This window comes from Balneola sp. EhC07 (assembly GCF_001650905.1).
In the GTDB taxonomy this organism is placed as follows: Bacteria; Bacteroidota; Rhodothermia; order Balneolales; family Balneolaceae; genus Balneola.
In genome coordinates, this window is record NZ_LXYG01000016.1 from 162,302 (window position 1) to 182,856 (window position 20,555).

Annotated in this window: 17 protein-coding genes, 1 tRNA gene and 1 other RNA gene; 8 read left to right on the forward strand and 11 right to left on the reverse strand. The window is 39.0% G+C overall.

Annotation, left to right across the window (positions count from 1 at the left end):
* Nucleotides 1–27 precede the first annotated feature (27 nt).
* Nucleotides 28–987 carry a YpdA family putative bacillithiol disulfide reductase gene (locus tag A8B79_RS08245; RefSeq protein WP_066220796.1) on the forward strand — a complete coding sequence of 320 codons (960 nt, stop codon included), beginning with the start codon at nucleotides 28–30 and terminating at the stop codon, nucleotides 985–987.
* A 2-nt stretch (nucleotides 988–989) separates the two neighbouring features.
* On the opposite strand, the gene ffs is transcribed toward A8B79_RS08245, so the two are convergent.
* The 6 genes from ffs to A8B79_RS08275 all read right to left on the reverse strand — a co-directional run bounded on the left by ffs (nucleotide 990) and on the right by A8B79_RS08275 (nucleotide 8,345).
* An RNA gene (ffs, locus tag A8B79_RS08250) (signal recognition particle sRNA small type) lies at nucleotides 990–1,090 on the reverse strand.
* Nucleotides 1,091–1,211: 121 nt separating this feature from the next.
* Nucleotides 1,212–3,407 (reverse strand): CHASE2 domain-containing protein, encoded by a 2,196-nt coding sequence (locus A8B79_RS08255; RefSeq protein ID WP_066220800.1) that lies wholly within the window; start codon nucleotides 3,405–3,407, stop codon nucleotides 1,212–1,214.
* Nucleotides 3,408–3,410: 3 nt separating this feature from the next.
* A complete protein-coding gene (locus A8B79_RS08260; protein ID WP_235603626.1) occupies nucleotides 3,411–6,026 on the reverse strand; it encodes a hypothetical protein in 2,616 nt (871 codons plus the stop codon).
* Nucleotides 6,027–6,200: 174 nt separating this feature from the next.
* On the reverse strand, nucleotides 6,201–6,941 hold the full coding sequence (locus tag A8B79_RS08265; protein WP_153038396.1) for a FecR family protein: 741 nt from the start codon (nucleotides 6,939–6,941) through the stop codon (nucleotides 6,201–6,203).
* A 1-nt stretch (nucleotide 6,942) separates the two neighbouring features.
* Nucleotides 6,943–8,133: a hypothetical protein gene (locus tag A8B79_RS08270; RefSeq protein WP_066220811.1), complete on the reverse strand. Its 1,191-nt coding sequence runs from the start codon at nucleotides 8,131–8,133 to the stop codon at nucleotides 6,943–6,945.
* 138 nt (nucleotides 8,134–8,271) lie between these two features.
* Nucleotides 8,272–8,345 (reverse strand) — tRNA-Ala (locus tag A8B79_RS08275).
* A 189-nt stretch (nucleotides 8,346–8,534) separates the two neighbouring features.
* On the opposite strand from A8B79_RS08275, the gene A8B79_RS08280 reads away from it, so the two are divergent.
* Complete coding sequence (locus A8B79_RS08280; RefSeq protein WP_082894116.1) at nucleotides 8,535–9,488, forward strand: OmpA family protein; 954 nt, start codon at nucleotides 8,535–8,537, stop codon at nucleotides 9,486–9,488.
* A 70-nt stretch (nucleotides 9,489–9,558) separates the two neighbouring features.
* Here A8B79_RS08280 and A8B79_RS08285 read toward each other — a convergent pair whose 3' ends face one another.
* The 3 genes from A8B79_RS08285 to A8B79_RS08295 form a co-directional block, all read right to left on the reverse strand.
* Nucleotides 9,559–12,012, reverse strand: coding sequence for a DUF5686 and carboxypeptidase-like regulatory domain-containing protein (locus A8B79_RS08285; protein WP_153038397.1), 2,454 nt, complete (start codon nucleotides 12,010–12,012; stop codon nucleotides 9,559–9,561).
* 86 nt (nucleotides 12,013–12,098) lie between these two features.
* Complete coding sequence (locus A8B79_RS08290; RefSeq protein WP_066220814.1) at nucleotides 12,099–12,389, reverse strand: hypothetical protein; 291 nt, start codon at nucleotides 12,387–12,389, stop codon at nucleotides 12,099–12,101.
* Nucleotides 12,390–12,393: 4 nt separating this feature from the next.
* The gene (locus tag A8B79_RS08295) at nucleotides 12,394–13,446 is read right to left on the reverse strand and encodes an ABC transporter ATP-binding protein (protein ID WP_066220816.1); all 1,053 of its coding nucleotides are present in this window, start codon (nucleotides 13,444–13,446) and stop codon (nucleotides 12,394–12,396) included.
* 162 nt (nucleotides 13,447–13,608) lie between these two features.
* Between A8B79_RS08295 and A8B79_RS08300 the strand changes: the two genes are divergently transcribed.
* The 6 genes from A8B79_RS08300 to A8B79_RS08325 all read left to right on the forward strand — a co-directional run bounded on the left by A8B79_RS08300 (nucleotide 13,609) and on the right by A8B79_RS08325 (nucleotide 17,728).
* Nucleotides 13,609–14,106: an SPOR domain-containing protein gene (locus A8B79_RS08300; protein WP_066220818.1), complete on the forward strand. Its 498-nt coding sequence runs from the start codon at nucleotides 13,609–13,611 to the stop codon at nucleotides 14,104–14,106.
* Between the two features lie 185 nt (nucleotides 14,107–14,291).
* Nucleotides 14,292–14,645 (forward strand): hypothetical protein, encoded by a 354-nt coding sequence (locus A8B79_RS08305; RefSeq protein ID WP_066220822.1) that lies wholly within the window; start codon nucleotides 14,292–14,294, stop codon nucleotides 14,643–14,645.
* Nucleotides 14,646–14,815: 170 nt separating this feature from the next.
* Nucleotides 14,816–15,163 (forward strand): STAS domain-containing protein, encoded by a 348-nt coding sequence (locus A8B79_RS08310; RefSeq protein ID WP_066220825.1) that lies wholly within the window; start codon nucleotides 14,816–14,818, stop codon nucleotides 15,161–15,163.
* A 6-nt stretch (nucleotides 15,164–15,169) separates the two neighbouring features.
* Entirely contained in the window at nucleotides 15,170–15,592 is a 423-nt protein-coding gene (locus tag A8B79_RS08315) for an ATP-binding protein (protein WP_066220828.1), read from the forward strand.
* A 4-nt stretch (nucleotides 15,593–15,596) separates the two neighbouring features.
* Nucleotides 15,597–17,318 carry a PP2C family protein-serine/threonine phosphatase gene (locus tag A8B79_RS08320; RefSeq protein ID WP_235603627.1) on the forward strand — a complete coding sequence of 574 codons (1,722 nt, stop codon included), beginning with the start codon at nucleotides 15,597–15,599 and terminating at the stop codon, nucleotides 17,316–17,318.
* A 5-nt stretch (nucleotides 17,319–17,323) separates the two neighbouring features.
* Nucleotides 17,324–17,728 carry a hypothetical protein gene (locus A8B79_RS08325; RefSeq protein WP_066220834.1) on the forward strand — a complete coding sequence of 135 codons (405 nt, stop codon included), beginning with the start codon at nucleotides 17,324–17,326 and terminating at the stop codon, nucleotides 17,726–17,728.
* Between the two features lie 42 nt (nucleotides 17,729–17,770).
* Here the strand turns inward: A8B79_RS08325 and A8B79_RS08330 are convergent, their stop codons facing one another.
* Together A8B79_RS08330 and A8B79_RS08335 are read right to left on the reverse strand one after the other, a co-directional pair.
* Entirely contained in the window at nucleotides 17,771–19,162 is a 1,392-nt protein-coding gene (locus A8B79_RS08330; RefSeq protein ID WP_442855459.1) for a transglycosylase SLT domain-containing protein, read from the reverse strand.
* A 283-nt stretch (nucleotides 19,163–19,445) separates the two neighbouring features.
* Entirely contained in the window at nucleotides 19,446–20,441 is a 996-nt protein-coding gene (locus A8B79_RS08335; RefSeq protein ID WP_066220846.1) for a YhdH/YhfP family quinone oxidoreductase, read from the reverse strand.
* Nucleotides 20,442–20,555: the final 114 nt, after the last annotated feature.

The following is a 20,555-nucleotide window of genomic DNA, read 5'->3' on the forward strand; positions in this document are numbered from 1 at the left end:
AGCAGTTCATATAAATAAAATTCATACATGGTAATTATTATAGGAGCCGGTCCAATTGGGTTGGCAACAGGAATTCAGCTTAAAAGAAAAAATATTCCATTTAAAATTATTGAAAAAGGATGTTTGGTTAATTCTCTATTCAATTATCCAACAAATATGACATTCTTTTCAACGTCTGATCGGCTTGAAATAGGTGATGTTCCATTCATTTCGCACGGCTCCAAACCAACAAGAAGTGAAGCTCTTGAATATTACCGAAGGGTTGCAGAAAGCTTTGAACTGCCTATTCATCTGTATGAAGCCGTGGAAGCTTTGGAAGGTGAAGACGGAGATTTCACCGTGAAAACAGACAAAGATGTGTATAAAGCAGAAAAAGTAGTTGTTGCCACGGGATTTTATGGGAGCGCAAACATGATGGGAGTCCCGGGCGAAGAGTTAGCCAAAGTGAAGCATTACTATGATGAACCGCATCCTTATGCATGGCAAAAAGTGCTGGTTGTTGGTGGTGGAAATTCTGCAGTGGATGCTGCGCTTGAATGCTATCGGGCAGGAGCAGAAGTCTCCGTTGCTGTCAAGTATGATTCAATAAAGCCGTCGGTTAAATATTGGGTAAAACCGGACATCGAAAACCGAATTAAGAACGAAGAAATTACAGGCTATTTTAATACAGAGATAAAAGAGATCCGGGAAAAAGAAGTTGTTCTGAAAACCCCTGAAGGGGAGAAAATTATTGAGAACGATTTTGTTCTGGCAATGACGGGATATCACCCAAACTATCCTTTGATGGAAAAATTTCAGATCGAACTTACAGATGATGAAAAATGCATGCCTGTTTACAAGGAAGATAGTTTAGAAACTAAGCGAAAAGGAGTTTATGTAGCAGGTGTAGTATGCGGAGGGTTAGATACAAGCCGGCTTTTTATTGAAAATTCGAGAGTGCATGCAAATCAAATTGCTAACCATCTTGAGGAGAGATTGGGGAAATAAAAAAAGGGCAAGCGATCTATATCACGCCGCTACGACCAGATTACCGCTGCTGCATTCCTGCCCTGACGGAGTTCAAAGGGAGCTGGCTGTATAGGACTTGCCCTAAAAGGGTGACAAAGATACAGGTTTTAATGGAGAAGAGTAAGTAGAATTTAGATTTTTAGTAATCAGTATTTAGTACTTGGGAAATTTTGCTCTAAGTACTAAATACTGACCTCTAAAAACTACTTACTCTTCATTACAAAAACACCATCCCAAGCGTTTCCGGGAGGATTTTTCTTTAATTCTTTAGCTCTGTCAAGGAGTATGAGTGAGGGATTATTTTCATGAATTTCCAATTCGAGGGATTTACCGAAAAGATTAATTGCTTCATCCCAATTTTGAGACAAGTATTTTTCCATTCCCTGTTCATATAATCCAATACAATCGAAGAGTTCTTGTGAAGCTTCTGAGCGAAGATCTGCAACCTCAAACATTTTTACAGGCTGGGTTCTTCCCTTCACAACGATCTTATCCAAATACCGGAATACACAATCGTTGCCAAATTTTTCAGCCTCAATTTTTGTGGATTCAGTGATCATGTTGTAAACACCGAATGCCTTTGCACCGCTCTCACAACGTGCCGCGAGATTTACATTGTCTCCCATCATGGTATAATTGAACCGATTTGCTGAACCCATATTTCCGGTAATCATTTCTCCGGTATTCATACCAATTCGGTTTTTCATATTAGCGACAATGTCAGGCCAACCATCTTTTTGCCATTTTTCACGAAGAACATTCAGCTCTTTTTGCATTAATTGAGAGGCAATACAAGCCCGCAGTGCGTGATCTTCAAAAGGAAGTGGGGCGCCAAAGAAAGCCACAATAGCATCACCAATATATTTGTCTAATGTTCCGCCCTTATCTGTGAGAATATTAGTCATTGACGTTAAATATTCATTGATCAAAGTAACCAATTGCGTCGGACTCATCTGCTCCGAAAAAGTAGAAAATGATTCTATATCACTAAAAAAAGCGGTCATATAAACCTGATCACCACCTAATTCAGGATCGGTTCCTGACTCAACCATTTGTTCAACCAACTTAGGCGACACATAAGAAGAAAACATCCCTTGAATACGTCTTTTTTCTTTCTGTTCAACAAAATACTGATACGCTATTGTACCTACCTGAGCCGCAAAAAGAGTTAGCAAAATTGCAGTAAGATTCAAAAAAAGATTGGCATTCAAAAAGGTCTGAATTACAATAAAAGTGTATCCACCCATAAATGAAAACATTGAAATTCCGCCCCAAACCGGACCAAAGAATCGATTGATGAATACCAGAAGAAGAGAAAAGAGAGCCATAAGCAGAAGTACGGTAGTAGCACTTTGTCTGCTGATATAATTGCCATCCAAAATAGTTTGAATGGCATGTGCATGAATTTCATATCCCGGACGTAAAAGCTCTTCTTTCTCTCCTAAAGAATTGATTTCTGTTTTCATGAGGGGAGTTTTATAGAAGTCTTTAAGGGCGGGCATGGTTGCACCTATAATCGCGATCTTATTCTCAAAAACACCTTCATAAAGCCAGCCTTCCTCAAAATCAGGATCATCAAAAGCATTGATGTCAAATCCTGCATCTCTTTCCATTGTCGTTGTGTAATCCGCATCATCTATTACTTCGGCAAAATCATAAACCGGGAAATGTCCTTCTTCACCATAATAGTTTATGATAAAAGAGTTGATGGCATCTTTTTGGATACGGTGCTTTCCTAACAGGAAACTGTGTGAAGTATTATCATCAACATTGCTAACAGAGTCTCTACTGATACCGTCATAAATTATCAAGGCTTCGATCCCTAACTTATAGTAGTCTTTGTTGTTGAAAGTAGTACCAAAAGAGTATGTTCTGATGGCCCCATCAGTATTTGGATTAACATCCACTAAGCCAACCGGATTTGGATTGTTAGCTTGAAGGATCTGCTGAGGGAAAAGCGTTGTTTGTGATTTTCCGTCCTCATAATCTTCTTCTCTGAAATCTCCTGCAAGAACAACGTTTCCGTATTTTTTAAGGGCATTTGCAAAAAGCGTGTCATTCTTTAGGTCATATTGATCGGGTTGGTCAAATATCACATCAAATACGATAACGTCTATTCCGGCCTTATTAAGATTTTCAATCAATTTTGCATACACATTAGTAGGCCATGGATATTTTTGAGGTATCTCAGAATCCGCCTCATCACTTATCGGAATAAGAACAATGGGAGAATCTTCAACTGATAAAGGACCTCTTATCTCGAAGAGTAGATCACGAAAATCAAGTTCAACAGAACGGAAGGTTGGAATGTTTGAAAGAAAACTGGATACAAGAAATGCTAAACCTGCAATTAAGAGGTAGACGCCAACAGGCTTACGTTTCTTTTTCTTAGACGACATCAATTAAAAGTTAAATAAGTAGCGGAGAGAAACAATACTATCGTTTGAATTCCCGGCACCTGAAACATTAGTAAAGTTAGAGTCAAAAATGAATGAGTGAAATTTGTTAACGTCGTATTGTGCACCCATTTGAATTACAAATGTATTGAAATCAGATTTAACGATATTAGAATCTAAAATGAAGTAGTCATTTTCAGGGGTGTTGTCACCTTCAACTGCAGGATCAACAATCAGAGCTCTGGTTTTTGAGGTATTACTTGTTATAGCCAATCGACCATTTAGGTTGAGTTTGCCATCAGCTAAGAAATAGCTGAATCCTGAATAAAGCCCAAAGATATCAAAAGTTGCTTGCCCACTTCCTGTTTCTGTGTTATTGAATGTAAGTCCAAGCTGCGTTCTTAGTCTTACGTCATTAAATCTGCTGGTAATATTAAAGGAAACAGCAGAGCTTTTTACGTCTCCGAAAGTAAATACTTCGTCTTTGGTGTTTAAGTTATTAAAGCTCAATGAAGCATCATGGATCATATTAAATAATTCGAATTGTTGAGTTACAGATCCACTTAAATTTAAAGTTGTGCTTTCTTTAGGTACAGGGGTAACCAGAGTGTCTATATTCCCGGACTCATCAACATCTATTACAAAATTTTGAACTGCAGAATTTTCGAATCCCGGTGTCACAAAAGGGTTAAATCTGGTTACACCGTTTTCTCTGTTTCTGAACCTGAATCCCATACTCATACGAGGTAACTTTCTTGAAACCGGATACCAACTTAAATTAGTTCTGTAGGTATTTGATTCTGTAGTAGCGTCTTTATTATTGGTAACATTATCTTCCAAAGTCTCATATCCTAATGTTACATAAAGGCGATTTTTGAAAAGTCTGAACCTATCAGAAGCTGTGAATCCGGAAATATCCCGACGAACGGTTGAATTCGCAAGAGAACTAAAATTAGGACCAACCCAACGATATTGTAGTTTAAAATTATTTGATGGATAGTTTATTGAAAACTCAGTATTCGATCCTAGTATACTGGTTGGGAAAAAGGGTTCGGCTTCAGAACTATCCGTATTAAAATCCTTAACCCGGATAGGAAGGATGTTCATATTTTCATTAATAATGATCAATCGGGAAAGGCTTTCAAGAAGATCTGCATCATCTTGGGTGATGTCGAAACCTAGATCATCAGCCCCTTGTACTGTAAGCGTTCCACCATAAATATCATTATTTAAAGCACTGGCAACAGTTTCACTTTCTAAGCGGATCTTGTTTTGGGCAAAACCCATTCTCAAAGTAGTGCCGGCTACAAAGTTTCCTTGAGGACGTACACTACCATTCTGAACTTGAAGTAATTCCGGATTCCCCTGAAGTTTTTGGATATCACCCTGATCCAGATCGGTATATAAAGAGGGCGGTGCTTGCAATAATGTATTGAAATTACGGATGTTAAAAATGGAAGTGGTATCATCTTCCACTTTCATCGCATGAAGGCCTATTTGAAAATGTCTTTCATTACCTAAAGCAACTCGTGCGGCTGTAATTTTTCTGGTGAATGTTCCTTTACCTAGATCTTCAAATTTTAAGGTGTATGTGGTGTCTACAACATTTCCTGAACCGTCAGTTTTTTCTTCTCTGTCAACTCCTGAATATAGGTTGGCTACTTTGCGGTTTACTTCTCCGTAAACAAATTGAACGTTGAAATTATCCTTGAAAAGATTTGCTTGTGTATTGATGCCATAAATCCTTCTACCTGAGATGGTGAATCGGCTAATGTTTGGGTAAACATGACCGGCATCAAGCCTTAACCACTTGCCCAGTTGTAAATTCGCTCCGTACCTGTTTTGGGGTTGTAATCGGTCTGATTCCTGAGAAGTAAAAAAGCCATTTAGTGAATATCTGAAAATACCATAACTTCCTGAAATGTTAGATCTGGCGGTATATGCATCATTAGAATTCCCGGCAATTTTTTGACTTCTAGCACCCAATTCAATTCTTCCTAAAGGTCTGTTTGAGTTATTCCCGGCAAAGTCTGCGGATCTTGCTTTCGATGGATCTACTACATCAAAATCCCACGATGTAACAAGAAACACATCCGATTCGGTATGATATTCAAGTTTTATAGTATGCCTTCCATTTTTCAGATCTTTGGGGACATAAGAAATAAAGTAATCGCTGGTATCAGCAAGTTCAGTAACATCTCTGTTGTCAATAAAAAGCCTGAATTCACCTGAATCAAGAGTATTTATATCATAATAAAGTGCAATGGCTATAACGACATCATTTGGAGCAAGTGCATTTCCTGCAATAGGTGATAATATGTTATACTCAATGTCTTCATTTCGTTTAACTGGTTCAGTTGACTGCTCATCATTTGAATTAACAATGTCGACCCGGATAGGGTTTTCAGTCGGAGAGTTTTCGGGGAAAAAGACTTGTGATCCGGAAGTGAGATTAAGTTGAAAGTAATATTCAACGCTGGAGGCTGTAGGATCAGTTATTTCAAAATTTGCTGTGAACACACCATTTCGGAATTCGACTTCCTGTTGTTGAAATCCAATACCTTGATCAAAGTTATAAAACAGAACAGCCTCTTGAACATCATTTTGGTTTATGCTCGGCACAATAAACTCTAGTGTGTTTATTTCATCGCGGACAAGTGCAGTCGGGGACTGGTGTTGTACAGTAAATTGAGCGCGCAGATCAGTATGTATAAAAATGAAGCACAAACATAGTAATGCAATTCTAAGTACCCAGCTTAGCATAAATCTCCTTTAAAGGCTACGAAAGGTCAGTAATTAATTACCTTTCTCGTAGTAATCAATGGTTATTTCTCGAATTTGGCCGTTAGCATCTTTGAATCTGAACTTGATCTGTTTTTTGATCAGGTCTTCATCCAGTTCATCATAGCCATCGTCCAAATCAATAATATCATCATCGGAGAGTGTACCCGATTCGATTTCATTGCCATCCTCATTTACCTGAGCATACATTTTTTCGAATAAAGATACTGTTTCCCCGGATTGTAATGCCGTAACGTCAACCTGACCTTCTTTTACCCAAACATAGCCGTCGGAATTACTTCCGAATTGAGTTCCTTTCACAGAAGCCAATGATCTTGAAGTGGAAACTTCAAAGTCATTATTACCTTGCGGCTCAACATTTAAAAAGATCTCGCCAAGGCTAAGGTCAATTCTTGTATTTGAACGTTTCGAAGTTCGCTCGCTTTCACCTCTAACAATTAACAATGACTGAGGTTTTACTTTAGCAATACTTTTGTCCATAAAGACTACCAGAGCATAGCCTTCTGAATCCGTTCTTAAGGTGTCGCCATCAAAAAGCTGTTCACCTTTATCTGTATCTAAGTCCAACCTTTTTGAACGGTCAGCGCTTTTATTTTCTACATCAACATTAGGTTTGAATCTTTTTACGATAGCTAAAGGTCTGTCATTTTTTTCAAACTCGACTTTCAATGCTCCAGCGAAAACAACTAAGCACATTGCTATTAAAGAGTATGGAAAAACTTTCTTCAAACTCATTTCAATTGCCTCCACTTAAAACTATTTCACCGGATTCTATTTTTCTGAGCAATTCAGCTAAAATTATAGAAGCTTGATTTCCGGAATAAGTAACTCCATCTAATTCAAAGCTTTGCATTGTATAACCGGAACTTATCAGGTTTTCGAACCTTCCATTTCCTATTAGATTTACAATAGCTTTTTTTGTTTCTTCTGTTATTATGATAGGGGCATCGGTAGTTTCAGGTTCTGATAACTTAAAACTCCAGATCTCAGAAGTTCTTTCTTCAAAGTTAACTCCGGATTGTATAGAAGTACTTAATTGCCAATAATAAGTTTGTCCCGGCTCAAGGGGTTGAGCTCCGGAAGATGGATACTGAAAAGATTCTCCAACTACTTTTACATCCAAATTCTCATATTGGAGTAAAGAACCACCGTCAGCAGGAGGAGCGGAACTTCGGGCGCTCTGCAACAGCGACTCAGGGCTGTCTGTGTCTGATCCTTTCACTACTAATAAACGATATTCAATACCTTGTTCGCCTTCCCAGCTGAATTGTGGATATGGGTTAGTTATTTCAACGTTGGCATCAGTAACATCGCCGGGAGTTCTAAGAAAGAAATCCACGGACTCAGATACAGGAACACCCCCTCCTATTTCCGCCGTAACGGATGCTAAATCAACTCTTCCGTTTTCATTAGTATTTTGGAAAATGATGGCTTCAATCGAATAAATATCTGCTGGTAAAGTAGTGGAGCCATCCAGGCTTTCAATAAATTTATCACCTTCAGTGGTTAAGCCACCATCGAACTTTACTCTTTCCGTTATTCCCGGCACACCATCTTCTGATAATGTATTATTATTAACATAAACAGATTGCATTGGTTGAAGTGAAAAAGGAAACTCTGGTTGGGAAATTACATTTACGATTTCTCCGACCTTTCCTGCAAACACCCTTATTTCCAGAAAGAGATCAGAAACAACTTCATTTTTTTCGTTTTGGATAAAGCCGGAAACTAAAACGGGGCCGCGACCTTCACTATCAAGCCCTAAGTTGGTTAAACCAATAAATTGTGAATTGGACAGAACGTCACTAACATCAATCTGAATACTTACTATTTGGTCTTGAGCAAATATTTTTTTGTTGGGAACAAAAGCAAATACGGCTAGTAAAACTAGTAAAGCAGGTATTTTTCTTACTTTTAGTCTATACATAAATTCATCCCTTGTTATTTTTCAAAGAGTATAATACTAAAACTGAACTACCTTTCCATTTTTTTTTAAAAAACGTGGGCTTTTTAACAATTGAAAAAATGGAATATATGTACCTAAAGAGCCTTTAGGGGTTGAAAGTGGAGCTACAGGGATTCGAACCCTGGACCTTCGCGCTGCCAGCGCGACGCTCTAGCCAACTGAGCTATAGCCCCATTTTGAGGTCAAAAATAAATAATTTATAAACAACTTTATACTTCGTTTTAAAGAACTCTAAATTTTCTTACTTTATATAGATACAAAAAGATTTTAATTTTTTTTGAAAAGAGCTTCAAGCTTGCTGATAATTTTTTGGAAGCCAACATTTTAACAAGAACAAAATAACTACAACGAAATCAATAACGATGAAAAACTCAAGACTAACCTTAACTCTTTTCTCCACATTGCTGGTTTTTGCTGTATTTACCGCTTGCTCGGGTACAGAAGAAATTTTAGCTCCTTCTGATCGTACAATGGAGTATTTAAGATCTTTAGATGAAGAAACTTTACGAACATTGGATACAGATGCCGATAGTTTAAAAGATTACTCTGAAATGTATGAGCATGATACAGATCCTTTAGATGCAGATACTGACGACGATGATCTTACAGATGGTCAGGAAGTAAATGAATACAATACAAACCCACTGGTTGCAGACACTGATGGTGACGGACTAAGTGATGGTGACGAAGTTAATTCTTATAACACCGACCCTAACAATGCTGACACTGATGGTGACGGACTAAGTGACGGTGACGAAATTAACAGATACAATACAGATCCAAATGACGCCAATGGTGATGCAGACGGTGACGGTGTTTCTGATGTAGATGAAATTAATACTCATGGTACAGATCCAAATAACCCTGATTCAGATGGCGACGGCTTCACAGATGGCCAGGAACTTGAAATGGGAACAAACCCAATGGACGGTTCTGATCCGGTTTTCATTGATATGAATGCTTTCAATACTATTAATTTTGGTTTTGACCGTTCAAACATTAGCGATGCAGCAGCAGCAAATCTTGCTGAAAATGTTGAGCTACTTAGAAATGCTCCTGCATTCAGAGTTCGTGTTGATGCTTACACCGATCATGTTGGTGGAGATCAGTATAACTTAAGACTTAGTTTACGTCGTGCTAAATCAGTAGTAGACTTCTATACTAGTAATGGAATTTCTGCTGATAGAATCGAATCTCAAGGACTAGGTAAAGCGCCTGTTGCTTGTATGGACGAAACTGAAGAAAGAGGATGTGAGGCGAACAGACGTGCAGAATCACACCCAATTAGTACTCTAAAGTATTCTCCAAAGAAATAAAAAATTGAATTAGTTCAATTTGAAAGGCGAGTCATTTGGCTCGCCTTTTTTTATGTCACTATATTTTAGATCAGAAAAATCTCGCTACACTAACTCCGGGGAAAACACCGGGCTCATCAATTCTGAAGGCCAGATCGAAACGGAATAGGTTGAAGATGTTACTTATTGAACCACCAACTTCAAGGTGTAGGTCGTTGGTTCCGACCAGACCATAACGGGTGATATTGGAAGAGGTATTCCAGGTTTTACCAACACCTGCAAACGCAATTATAGAAAGGCCAGTTTTCGGAGCGTTTCTCCATCCGAGCATTTCTAAAGGCACACTGCGGAAATTATGTTCTGCATTAACCGCAAAGTAGCTGGCTCCCTGATAGGGAATATATCTCTTGGATCTGAAAGCTCCGAAAGGAGTGATGTACCCAAAAGAAGCATCTAAAGCGCCATTTTTTTGGACAGGCAAGTCACCTAAATATGTTCCTGCATTTACCCGAATATCCAGAGCATTTGGAAAGAAACGCTTTTTATAGAAAGTATTGAACCGTTTAAATAGATTGATCTTAAATCTAGTATAATCCCAATCACTGCCAATGGCTTTGGCGGATTGTTCCACACTTAAACTGGCACCATTGAGTTCAACCACTCCAAAATTATTGGTTAAGTCACCGCGGGTAATTTGGAATCTAACAGCACTTAAGGTACCATCTTCAATTTGGGGGTTTATTCTCTGTAGGTTATCCCTGCCTAATATATCATAACTGGTTTTATAATTGATAGAACTGTGTTCTTCGTAGTTATAATATAATCTGTAAGTAAATCTGTGACGAGGAGGTCTGTATCCTGTTCCGATTTCCAAGCGCTCATTTCTGTAGTAATTGAAGTAATCATCAAAGCCAAAAAGAGGCATGGTACTGGCGAATGTCATCCCGTAAAGATCAGACTCGTAGCTACTGAATGTATCAGCATGATATTTTGCGGAAACCACAAACCGTCGTGTATTTGCCAGAGGCCACCAACTTAAAGCGGCTCCGTAAGTGTAATCCTCATAACCAATGCTATATCCAAAATTTACCGTTGAACGAAGTCTTCGGTTATAATATCTACGTTCGTGTTCCAGACCAATATTAAATACATCTACTCTGTTGAAGCGACCAACGGGAGAAATGTTGGATAATAGTTTAGAAGCAAAGCCGTTTTTGCGGTTTGTTCTGTTTCCTGTATTTCCTCCTTCACCTGAGCTTGAGCCAACTGAAACGGTTGTTTCGCCGTCACTTGTTTCTTCATCCCAATCTATAAAACGGGTTAAAAACCCTTTTGGACGAAAGGACTTCTCAAGTGTAGCTGTGCTGTCCAAAGTTTTGTAAGCGGCTTCTTCTTTGGCGGATAAGGGAACGGGTTCTACTGTGTTGGTAAAAACGGAGTCAGGTTTGTTAATCGTAGTTGAGTCTATGCTAAAAAGGCTATTGTCTTCATATAGCGAATCCGGCAGAGTTACATTAACCTGATAGTTATTCATTTTAGAAACCTGATGGAAACCAATTGGAGGGAATCTCAAACCAACAATCCCAACTTCAACTAAGCCATCGATCCGGACATCAACCGGTAGCCAGAAGTCTCCTCCAAAATTACTGAACTGTTGTTCGTAGTATAAGTTGAAATCCTGAACCGGAGGAGGGAAAACGATAACGTTATTCGGTTTCAGTTTTACGGATAAAAGCGCAAAATCCTCATCAAGCACAAAGATCGTTCCTTCAAAAAGAGGCTGAAGTTTACGTTTAGGTTCAACAGAGATCTCAAAAACAATTTTATTGTCAATGCTGGTAAAGTCGACAAGTTTAAATGTATAATATTTTAAAGCTCTTTCATCCGTAATTCCTACAACATCAAAACCTGCAATATCCAGCTCATCATCATAAAAATTGGGTAAATAACTTACGCCCGCAAAGTTATCCGCACCTTCCATATTTGCAGTTTGTCTTCGGGATTTAAGGACTTCTCGCGGGCCTCTTCTTCTATCCCAGAAAACTTCAGAAACACTTTCAGTTACAGAAACGATTGTTGTATCATTTAAAAGCTGTTGTCTGGAATAGGCTTCCGCTCTGTAGGTATTAAGTTTTGCTCTCCAGATCTTTTTTCTGGCAATCACTTCTTTCATGATAGAAATAGCCGGATCTTCTGTAGTTACTACAAGCTGTTCCATTTCCGCAACGGATTCTTTCAATAGAAAATCCAGCGGTTCGGAATGATTTCTGTCAATAGTCTTTTTTTGAGTTTCAAAACCAATATAGCGAACCACGATAGTGGCGGGGAAAGATCGGACTATCAGGCCAAATTCCCCGTCTTCATTGGCAATTGTTCCGGTATAGGTTCCTTCAATGATAACATGTGCAGCAGGAAGGCGCTCACCGGTTTTCGCATCCGCTACTATGCCATCAACCCGGATTTGCGCGAATGCAGATGTTGAAGTAAGAAAAATGAAAGAAAGTAGTAATAGTTTTTTGAGCATAGCCTTTTTTTGTTCCGGCATCTTTACTGAATTTGATATGGATTGTTTCAATGGATACGAAACAATCCATACAAAATTATACAGTTAAGGCTCTTAAAACTAAAAAACTATTTAAGCTTACTCTTTCCTTTTAAAACAGCACCGAGAACACCTGAAAGAATTGCAGCACCAATAATAGACCAGATTATAGGAAATTGACTATCTCCGATCTCAACTGACCAAAAGCGGGGAAGATCTAGTTCTACAGCGATCCACTTACCAAGTATAGCACCGATAAATCCAACACCGGCCGAGATAAGACAACCTCCGCTCCCAATTTTAAAACCGCCTAAACTCTGTCCGATTCCACCGCAAATTGCAGCGATTAATAAATAGATAAGAAAATCAAAAAGTCCCATAATGTTATTGTATTGCTTTGTTTTGTTCTAGAACGATAGCTTTTTCCAAAGGTTTCATAATAACCTTATCATCTAATTCAAAGATGTCGCGATTGTCGGTATGCACAATATAGCGGTCGCCTCTGAAAAGTACGTAATATGTTATATCGTGACCTCTGAACTCTCTTCCGATAATAGTCCCACAATCTTCCTCAACTTCAGCTTTAGCAATTCCAAGATGTTCCGGGCGAATGGAGCACAGGATAAGCCCCTCAGCATTTTTATTGATTAGAACTTCTCCGAACTGAGTATCCACTTCTTTACCACCGTTGGCATAAGCGCGGAATAAATTTGTTCTGCCCAAAAATTGAGCTACAAATTGCGTCTTTGGCTGATAATAAACTTCTTCCGGGGTTCCGATCTGCTCGATTTTTCCGTTGTTCATAACAGCTATCCGGTCGGCAAATGACAGTGCTTCTTCCTGATCGTGAGTTACCAGGATGGCACTCATTCCGGATTTTTTCAGAACAGCTCTTACTTCCTTTCTGGTTGAATCTCTGAGCATGGCATCCAATCCTGAAAAAGGCTCGTCCATTAACACCAGCTTTGGTTTGGGAGCAATGGCCCTTGCTAACGCCACTCTTTGTTGCTGTCCACCCGAAAGCTCATCAGGAGTTCTGTCTCTGTACTTTTCCATTCCCGTTCTACACAAAACTTCTTCGGCGTATACTTCCCTTTTGTTTTTGGGGATGTCCTTTAAGCCGAACGCGACATTTTGAATGGCTGTCATATGCGGAAATAAGGCATAATCCTGAAATACGAATCCCACTCCTCTTTCCTGAGGTAAGACGTGAATTTTATCCTTCTCAACAACGGTGTTTTGAATCGTAATGGAACCGGAATCAGCATATTCAAAACCTGCAATTAATCGTAGAGTGGTAGTCTTTCCACATCCGCTCGGACCTAACAACGCAAAGATCTCATCTGACTTTACATCAAACGAAATATCGTTTACAACAGGGTTGTTCTTTGTAAACGATTTTGAAATATTTTTGATTTCTACTATTGAGGTATTCATAATGATTCAAACAAAAAGTCTTTTAAGTAGATTCATTCTGAATAAGATACAGCTTTATATAATTGAATGGCTTGTTTTTTCTTTTCATTATTTGGGAAACAAGCCGTTAAAACGTAAGTTAAATAAAGAAAAAAATTACCCGTTAATAAAACTATCTACATCATGAAAAATATTGGAGTTAAACTATTATTTGTAGTGCTTGGTTTTACCATAATTACCGCCTGTGGTGAAACGGAAGAAGAAAGAAGAGCAAAGGAAAGAGCTCGTATGGACTCGCTTAGAAAAGCTCAACAACAGCAAATCGCGGAAGAAATGGCTCGTCTGGAAGAAGAAAATAACACAGAATCTACCGAGTCCAGTGAATCAGCTTCTGAAGAGATGAAAGAAGAAACCGCGGGTTACACTTTCATGGAGAATGGAGAATATGCCGTTCAGGTTGGGGCTTTCCGGTCTGAAGACAAAGCCAAAGGCTATATTGCAAAATGGTCTGATCGAAATTACCCGAGTGCTTACACCGTAAAGATAGGTGAAGAAGAACACGGTGATGTATGGTTCAGAGTCAGGGTTGGATTCTTTGGTTCTAAAGAAGAAGCTGCAAACTTAGGCGCAGAACTTGCTAAAGAGATCAACTCAGGGTACTGGGTTTCCAAGGTGAGATGATCAATTTTAATTGTCTGGAATTTTAGTTGTATATCTGCCAGGCATTTACGTAATTAAAGGTACGCTCAAGTAGCGTCTCTCTTGATGAATAGTCAGCCCCTCACATCCGAAACATGTGCGGGGCTATTTTTTTGAATCACAATTTTCTTAAACAGGCACTATGGTTGAGCTTAAACTTGTTTGATATGAGGTATTTCTTCACTATTTGCTGTTTTGTTTTTTCTTGCGGACCTGGCCCTGATCCAGTAGAATTTCAAACAGATATTTTGGGCGTTAATATAGAGCCCAGCCCGGGGATAGTTGGAGAAGAAATGACATTCACCTGCATTATAGAAGATAGCTTGGATACAAGGTTTAAATTTATATGGAACATTCCTAATATAGACTCGGCAATAGTTACCGAAAATAATTCTCTAAAAATAATAGCTAAGTCCACTGGGGAATTTACTGGTGGAGTTACTGTTTCAAATGAAATCGAAGATCAAGAACCTGTATCAGCACTTTTTTCTTTTTCTATCGCAAACCAAATGGAGAAATAATCATTTGTTAGCTTTATGATGTCTCACATTAGGAAAAAGTGTCAGGCTATTTTTTGTAACCTTTTTTCCCAGCTTCCGTAATCGTGTACCTTATTTATTTTTCATATTCTCAAGTTTACACTATTATTGGAATGCATTTAACTCTCAATAACTTTTAAAACCCCACAAGAATGAAAAACTTTGGTATTTCTATACGGGAAGTTGATAACATTCGTGTACTTGATATAAGTGGCGAACTTGACGCCCATACTGCATCTCAGCTCGAAAACTCTCTCAAATCTCTCATCGACCAAAACGAAATTTGTATCATCGTAAACTGTAAAGGCCTGGATTACATCGCCAGCGCAGGCTTAGGTGTTTTTATGGCATACATTGAAGACGTAAGAGGAATGGGTGGCGATATTAAGCTCACAAATATGAATGAGCGAGTATACAATGTATTTGATCTTCTCGGATTCCCGACCCTGTATGATATTCATGACGACGAAAGCGAAGCATTAACCGGATTCAACAACTAGTATATTTTGGCAACCTCTAACAACATACACTCTTTATCAGTTGAGGCTTCAACGTCTCAATTGGCAAAAGTACGTGATTTTGTTGCTGAACATGCCGAAAGACTAGGTTTGTCCGAAAAAGAAATAGGAAATATTCGTCTGGCTGTTGATGAAGCTTACACCAATATTATAAAACACGCTTATAAAAATATTCCTGCGAAGCCCGTAGAAATAGAACTGGGTTCAGATAATTCTCAACTGTGGATCTCTATTAAAGATGAAGGTGAAAGTTTTGATGTGGGAGCATATAACGAGCCGGATATCAGAGAAAGGATCAAAAATAAACAACGCGGTGGTATGGGTGTGTATCTGATCCGCAAGTTGATGGATAATGTTCAATACAATCGTTCCGGACATATGAATGAAATCCGAATGATAAAACACTTATGATGCCGTGAGTTCTTCCACAAATCTTGATGAACGGCACAGCCGGTTTGAACTTCGAACGCTTTTAGAAACAAGCCGATTATTAATTGAATCTCAGGACCCTGACTTTGTTTTAAACAATCTGTTGCTGATAACAATGGGGAAGTTATTAGTAACCAAGGGGATGATCCTGATCTTTAAACCCGGTGAAAATGTGTACTACGCCTCCAGAGCAAAAGGACGAGGTTGGCTGAAAGAAGATGATGAAATACCTATAGATTTTACTGATGCTGATCTGGAAACGTCTGTTTTACATGGCGAGAAATACGCTTCTGTTTTTGAACAGATCGGAATAGAAAAAGAAAGCATCCTTTTTAATCTCAAAACAACCAATCATCATATTGGGTTTTTATGTCTTGGACCAAAAGGGAACAAACAAGAGCTTACAGAACGAGAGATCGAGTTTATTGAGAGTCTTACCATTATCTCATCCGTAGCAATCGCTAATTCGCGAATGTTTAAGGAAATGCGTCATATCAATCGGCGCCTGGACAGAAAGGTTCATGACTTGAATACGTTGCTGGAACTCAGCAAGGATTTTAACCTGATGGTGGATCGGGATGAAATTGCGCGGGTTTTCAAATTTGCGATGCTTGGACAAATGCTGATCCGGACGTTCTTTTTCGCTCTGGATGTTGATGATGAGAAGTCTATTGTTTCAATCAGCGGTATAAAAGAAGAACCTTCGAAAGACGATCTCGATAAAATTTTTGAGTTAGATGATGTAACTCATATTTCCGAAAATTCTGACTGTGAATTTCTGAACGAGAATAATATCCGATTGGTGATCGGGCTGAAATTTCAGAACGAAAAGATCGGTGTGGTTGGCGTTGGACTCCGAGGTAATAAACAGGAATACGGCCCCGAAGAAGTTAACTTCCTGCAATCGTTGGGAAATCTGGCACTGCTTACCATTCAAAAATCTCTGTTGCTTGACGAGCGTCTTCAAAAGCAACGAATGGAAGAAGAATTAAATCTGGCAAAGAATATTCAGATCGGATTATTGCCTGATCCGTTACCTGAAATTGATCGTTTTGATCTTGCTGCCATAAATATTTCTTCACGTCAGGTTGGTGGAGACTATTTCGATTTTATAGAAACTCCGGAGAAAAATCATTTAGTGGCTATAGCTGATGTAACCGGTAAAGGAGTTCCTGCTTCGTTATTAATGGCAAACCTGCAATCTATGTTACATGCCCTGGCTCCTATCGATGTAACCATGAGCGAAGCCACAGGAAGCATCAATGACATTATTTACAACAACACCCCGGCAGATAAATTCATTACTTTTTTCTGGGGAATCATTGCTGATAACGGAACTAAGTTCAAATATGTGAATGCAGGGCATGACCCTCCGATTCTATTCAGAAAGGGATCGGATGAGCCGGTTTTGCTGGAAGAAGGCGGTGTAATTCTTGGTGCAATGCCAACCATGATGCCCTACGAAAGCGCAGAAATTGATCTTAAACCCGGCGACCTGATAGTATTCTTTACAGACGGAGTAACGGAAGCGATGAACCCTGAGCAAACCGAAGAATACGAAACGGATCGATTGAAAGAATGCATCCGAAAAAACAGAGATAAAACTGCTGAGGAAATTCAGGATGCGATCATTACGGATATCAATGCATTCTCCAATAACATTCAGTACGATGATATTACTACAATTGTGCTGAAGGTGGATGAGTAGTTTTTTTGAAATATGGAATTGCATTGAAAAGGTTTGATACGAATATCAATTTTCCAGAGGAAGGATTAACTGTTTCTTGCGAAGTAGAAGCTTTAGGTGATTCTAAATTTAAGCTTTTAGAACATCCCATTTGTGCGACCCAAGCAAAATACGGAGATGTAATTTTAGCAGACTATGAATCCGAAAATAAACTCAAATTTCTTCAAGTTGTCGTGGCTTCTGAATTTGAAATATTGGATTTCATATTGTCTAAAGAAATATCAGAATCGGAAAACTTCAAAAAACTTCTTAATTCGTTAACAGAAAAGGATGTTTTTTGGCAGCAGGATTTTGGAGGTATTTTTTGTTTTTGTGTTAAGCCAAATCAAGTTGAAAAAACTAAACAATTTATTCAATCAGCGTTGGATTAAGAATAAATGACGCTTGAACTTGATGAGGTAAAAACAGCAACCTCAATTAATCGTCTTAAACCCTAACACTCCCGGATAAGAATCGTTTCTGCTTTGGGATAGAGCCAGAATAGCTTCGTAGGTATTTGATCGGTTGGTAATTTCATTTACGTAACGAACCGTTTCAATTCCGCGACAAAACCCGTAACGGGCATGTTGGTAATACTTACGCTGCATAAGTCTGAGTAAGGCCTTAGAAACACTTTCCCATTCGTTAGGATCATCATTGTGGTCAATAGCCAAACGACGTGCATCGGCAACATGACCGGGACCGGCGTTATAAGTGGCCAGCGCAAATTGCCACTGAGAAGTAGAATCCATATAGGAATAATGGTCCATTTGTTCTTTCAGAATTCTGGCTCCTTCACGGATATTTATTTCAGGATCGTATAAAGACTCCAGAGGAATTTCAGAAAATCGTGGTAGAACCTGCATAATTCCAACGGCGCCGGCCCAGCTTTCGGAATTAGGATCAAATTTAGATTCCTGTGCAGCAATAGACGTTAACATTACCCAATCCAGATCAAATTCCGATGCCACGGTTTGCAGTAAACTGTCATAAGGAGAAATTCCTCCAAATCGCTGAACTTCAATATCGGGAGTGAAATAATCTGCCACAGGAGTGCTGCCTTCAAAATATTTTTTCCGGAGTACATTCAAAAAAGCTGATCTTTTAGGAACGCCTTCATTATTAAATCTGAAATGTTTGTATAAGTATTTGTTGAATTTAGTTATCAGGTCAGGCGCATTTTTTCTTACCGCCCAGGCGATGGTATCATTTTCCGCGATCATAGGGCCCTTTACAAGACCGTCCATATATTTATTACTGGCCTGAAAAAAGTTGTCATCAGCTACGGTGGCACTATACGTTCCATTTGCAACCTGAAATAGCAGCGCTTCGGTGTCCATATCATCGCTTACAACATTGATCGTAAGGTCAAACCCTTCGTCCTGAAGCTCTTTTAGTTTTACATAGTATGAACTGTTTCGTCGAACGGTAATAGGAATGGAACTCATGTCAGTAATGCTTTCGGGTTCCTGATCTAATTCCTCTGACAAGACAATGATCTGATCTACTAAATTATAAGGACGGGTAAAATCCACTACTTCTTTTCGTTCTTCTGTGATGGTATAACTGGCGGCGATCAGATCTCCTTCTCCGGAATTCAGAAGGTCATAAGGATTTTCATTTTCACCTATAATGATCACTTCCAAAGCCAGTTCATGTTCTTTAGCAAAGTTTTTGATCAGCTCATATTCAAAACCGGCCTGTATACCACGATGCAGGAAATAGGTACTGGAGCTGTAGCTTGTAATTACCCGAAGGATACCTGTGTTTTTAATTTCTGCATAATCTCTTTTAACAGGTTCGGTGATGGTAGCCAAGGTGGACACCTCTTGCTTGGGTACCTCAGGAGTTTCTGTACAACTGATGCTCAGGCAAGTAGCTATGAGCATAACTAGAATCCATTTAGATCCAGAGTTCTCTCCGATAAATAAAATATTTTTTGACATCATACTTTTCTACTCCTTAAAGGTGGTAGCGTTTTGTATCACACTGATAAAAATACTACATAAAAAGCATTAATTTGTGGAAATTAGTTCAATCTAACACTCGTAAAAATAGATAAGTACAAATTTTACAATTTGTTAGGAGAAATAATAGGAGAGAGTTGGGTCACACTTTGTGCTGTAAAACGGTTCTTCCAACCTGCTTTCCGGCGAGTATTTTTTCAATTTCATCGTCCAGTTCATCCAGAGAAACTACATTATAAGCTTCTTCAGGAAAATCACCGGCTGTCTTATTAAGCATTTCCCAAATTTTTAAGCGAAAGGGCATTTTAGTAATTCCGGAATCTATACCCAGAAGACTTACTCCGCGAAGGATGAAGGGATAAATATTGGTATTGAGTTCATGACCTAAAATATTTCCACAGCAGGCAATAGCGCCATCTTGTTCCATTTGCGGAATCAGGGCTTCCAGCATCTTTCCTCCCACGGTATCAATAGCGGCAGAGTAAATTCCTGAATTAAGCAGCGCTTTTTTCTCTGGATAGAGGTCGTCTCTGTGAATTACTTTCTCGGCTCCCAATAATTCCAAAAGTGCTTTCTGATCCATTTTCCCGGTCGCCGCGATCACGGGGTATCCAAGTTTTGCGAGAAGATATACAGCCATACTTCCAACACCTCCGGTAGCTCCTGTTACAACAACTGATCCTGATTCAGGCTTGACCAGTTCCCGTTTTAATCGGGTAACTCCGTAAGCGGCTGTATATCCGGCTGTTCCAATGATCATGGATTGAAGTAGCGATAGATTTTGAGGAAGAGAAACAATCCAATCCGCCGGCACTTTGATGTATTCACCAAATCCACCTGAAGTATTCATCCCAAGATCGTATCCGGTGACGATCACTTTATCTCCTTCTTTGAACGATCCGGTTTTATCTTCTACTACCTCACCTGCCGCATCAATTCCCGGAATAAATGGATACGATTTGGTTACTCCTTTATTTCCGGATGCAGACAATCCATCTTTATAATTCAGTGATGAATAATGAACTTTAATCAAAACTTCGTTATCCGGCAATACGGAAAAAGGAACTTGCTTTACTTCTGATGAAAAAGATCCATCATTATTCTCTTTTACCTGATATGCTTTGAATGTGTTGTTCATAGATAGAATGTAAACTAATATATTTAAATGAGTTTGTCAGACCCTCCCCGCCCGCCAGCTGGCGGACACCCCTCACTAATCTTAGGGAGGGGACGGGGGTGGGTATTAAAACAT